2 protein-coding genes and 1 pseudogene are annotated in these 3,621 nt (G+C 45.2%); all 3 read right to left on the reverse strand.

The window, feature by feature from the left end; all coding sequences use genetic code 11:
* Nucleotides 1-120 precede the first annotated feature (120 nt).
* A pseudogene (locus tag IM479_RS00005) lies at nt 121-648 on the reverse strand (Uma2 family endonuclease); the annotation flags it as partial.
* 114 nt (nt 649-762) lie between these two features.
* The gene (gene ribBA / locus IM479_RS00010) at nt 763-2,439 is read right to left on the reverse strand and encodes a bifunctional 3,4-dihydroxy-2-butanone-4-phosphate synthase/GTP cyclohydrolase II (protein ID WP_287076464.1); all 1,677 of its coding nucleotides are present in this window, start codon (nt 2,437-2,439) and stop codon (nt 763-765) included.
* Nucleotides 2,440-2,576: 137 nt separating this feature from the next.
* Nucleotides 2,577-3,455 (reverse strand): phycobilisome linker polypeptide, encoded by an 879-nt coding sequence (locus IM479_RS00015; protein WP_286824366.1) that lies wholly within the window; start codon nt 3,453-3,455, stop codon nt 2,577-2,579.
* Nucleotides 3,456-3,621: the final 166 nt, after the last annotated feature.

The raw sequence follows: 3,621 nt of genomic DNA on the forward strand, positions 1-3,621 counted from the left end.
CCGCACTTTTTCTCGGTCAATGATGACAATAAGTTATGACTTAGAAACTAATCAACAACTAAAGCTTATGCTTGTAGCTAAGTGAAATCATTGATTAAGAGACCTGTGCTTTTCAATAACTTTTTCAGCAAACCCTAAATATAGTTCTAATTGTTCACTCCATAAATAGCCGTTTTCATTAGCAGGAATAGCCTGATATTGTCCAGCAATTAATCTAAATCCTTGCAGTTCTAAACTTTCAGGATCAAACCAGAAATAGTTAGGAGTCCGAAAGGTATTTTGGTAGAGAATTTTCTTTTTAGTGCGGTCAATATTGGCCGTAGAATCGGAAAGAATCTCGACGATTACATTGGGATATTTCCCCTGTTCTCCCCAAACTACCCAACTTTTGCGGGGACGTTTTTCTGTATCTAAAACCACAAAAAAATCAGGACCGCAGAAATTGCGCTTTTTTAGTTGTTCTTCGTTATAGTAGATGGTAAGATTTCCCGAAGCATAGTAATTATTTCTTTCTTGCCATAGCCTTTCTAAACAACCGATCAGAATTGTAATTTGTTGTAGATGTAGATCACTTTCCAAGGATGGTTCATCACTCCATAAATCGGTGGGGGGACAGGTAACTTCCGGTAAAATGTCGAGAGTTGTCATGGTTTTTCCCCGTTACACTAGCTTTGTTTAATTATAACTGTTAAGCTGTTAAATATTTAAATTGCTTGTTGAGATGAGGCAAGAGGCAAGAGGCAACAGTACGGTCATAGAAAACTAATTTTTGGCTGACTCACGAGTAAAACTGTAGATAATTTGGGTAGCTAATTGTGGTAATTGTGAGAAATCTTCATCGGACATTTTTTGACGATCGAGTTTCATTTGTAATCCCGTCATCGAATCGTCTCCGTCGGAAATTAAAAATTCTAAGCGTTCAATTTCCGACCAATCTTTAATGTCATTTAATATCTTGTCAATAACCAGAAGATAAGGATGGGAAGGATTTTTATACCAATTACTGCTGACACCCTGACGAATATCTAAACCTAAATGTACGATCAAAGGGGCGCGATCAAAAAGGGCATTGGCTACCGGTCGGGTTTCTTCTTGGAGAGATAATTGATTAGCGCGACTTAACTGCCGTAATTTCTCCAATTGATGATATCTTTGCGAAATTGACGGCGGATTTTCCCCCCAACTGAGAGCGATGGTGACTAGATAGGTTTGTAAGAATAGATGTCCTAGCTTTTCCGCTTTTGTGGCTAGATAATTGGAATTATAATCATTAGCCTCGATCAGCAAAGGTACTCGCTCGACTATTTCCAAACCATAGCCTTTTAATCCGGCAATTTTACGGGGATTATTGGTAATTAAACGAATATTTCTCACCCCCAAATCGTTGAGCATTTGCGCTCCCATGCCGTAATCGCGCAAATCGGCGGGAAATCCTAACCTTTCGTTGGCTTCCACCGTATCTAGTCCTATATCCTGTAAAGAATAGGCTTTTAGCTTATTAATTAAGCCAATTCCCCGTCCTTCCTGTCGCAGGTAAACCACCACCCCTAAACCGTTTTTTTCGATCATTTTTAGGGCAGTTTGCAACTGTTGGCGACAATCGCAACGCAAGGATCCCAAGGCATCCCCGGTCAGACATTCTGAGTGCATTCGTACCATTACAGGTTGATCGCCAAAGAGAGCGGGATCGCCTTTCACAATAGCGATGTGTTCGGTTTGATCTAATAAATTTCGGTAGGCATAAAGCTGAAAAGTGCCGAATTGACTGGGAAAATCACAGACCGTTTCCCGATGGACAAAGCGATCGTGTTTTAAGCGATAACCGATCAGATCGGCAATGCTAATTAACCTTAGATTATGTTGACGAGCGTATTCAAATAGTTGCGGTAAACGGGCCATGGAGCCATCGGGATTTTGGATCTCACAGATAACTCCCGCCGGATACAACCCCGCTAACCGAGCTAGATCCACGGCTGCCTCCGTATGACCGGCACGTTTTAAGACCCCACCGGCTTTAGCACGAATCGGGAAGACATGACCGGGACGGGTGAGATCGTCGGGACGAGTAACCGGATTAATGGCAACTTGCACGGTTTTCGCCCGATCTTCTGCCGAAATGCCAGTTTTAACCCCTAAATGGGGAGCGGCATCGATGCTAACGGTAAAAGCGGTTTGATTGCTATCGGTGTTTTTTGTCACCATCAAAGGTAATTCGAGAGCATCAAGACGCTCTCCCGTCATTGCCAGACAGATTAAACCGCGAGCTTGCACTGCCATGAAGTTAATCAGATCGGGGGTGGCAAATTGGGCCGCACAGATTAGATCTCCTTCATTTTCGCGATTCTCATCATCAACTACGACAATGGCACGTCCGGCTTTGATTTCCGCTAAGGCAGTATCGATAGAGTCAAAAGCGATCGAAGTGACAGTCACAGGCATTAAAACGAGGGAATTATTTTCATTCTACAGGTTTGCTCGATCTGCTGAGGGTCAATTTCTGCCAGTTCCCTAGAAAAAAGTCTCCCGGTGAACCTGACGGCTGCCCGGGAGACTTTTAGCTATCTTCAGCTAGAAAATTAATTCAAACTAGCGGGGGTGATGCTGGCAACTTTGCCACCGAGACGGTTGATCTGTTGCAGGGTGTTATTTAACTGTTCAAAGGGGACGATAACCGCTTTGCTACTGCGACGGACACTGGGATAACCCGGTTTGCTGATGGCGGCAATTTCCACGCGATAGAGCTTACCCACATTACCATAGGCCACACTACCACCAAGAGCTTTACTGGGGGTGTTGCGTTGACCGGAGGGACGATAGGCCCAACCATCGCTGCCACCAGAGGGACCGACTACTGCCGAAGCACCGTTTTGGGCTAATTCCACCGCTAAACGGGAGGTTTTGCCGGCAATCTGAGAGCGATCGCTGTTGGCATAACCGCGATAGAGTTGGAACATCCGGGTAAATCCCACGGTTTTTTGACCGGGTTGGCTGGCAAAACCGCGATAGTAGGGAACGATGCTATCACCGAAGTTTTCGGTATATTCGGCGGAATCGATGTAGGAGTCGATATCGGCCTCGAATCCTTTGTTTTCGTAGAGATCGAGGTGATAGACCACTTCCGACTCATCGTAGGGAGCGCGACCTAAAAGATGTTTGATATTAAGTTCGATGACGCGGGTTTGGAAGTTACCGTAGAAGAATTTGTTCTTATACAGTTCCGATTTGGCCACGGCGCGGACGAATTCCCGCACGGTGATCGAACCGTTACAGAGTAAGGATTCGGCACTGGTAAGGCGCTCGGAACGCATGATATAGTCATTGCCTAGCACCTGACGATAGACAGCGCGAATAACCGCCTGTGCCTCGTCACGAGACCAATCGGGACGTAATTCCACGGGAGCAACCTCGCTAAAAGCGGTTGTCCCTAAACGGGAAGCTGAGGTAGTAATTGCCACTAAAGTTCTCCTACAAAAAAAATGATCATCGAAAATTTTGGGTGGGAAACCCCGCCGTTCTAGGTTGGCTTTACGTTAGTCTTAAAAAGACCGTCTCGAAAACCAAGTGGGCGGACAGCACCTTGAAAACTCGGCTTAGGGGGTTCCGTTCAGAAAAGCTTGTCCG

This window comes from Microcystis sp. M165S2, assembly GCF_020245885.1.
Taxonomy (GTDB): domain Bacteria; phylum Cyanobacteriota; class Cyanobacteriia; order Cyanobacteriales; family Microcystaceae; genus Microcystis.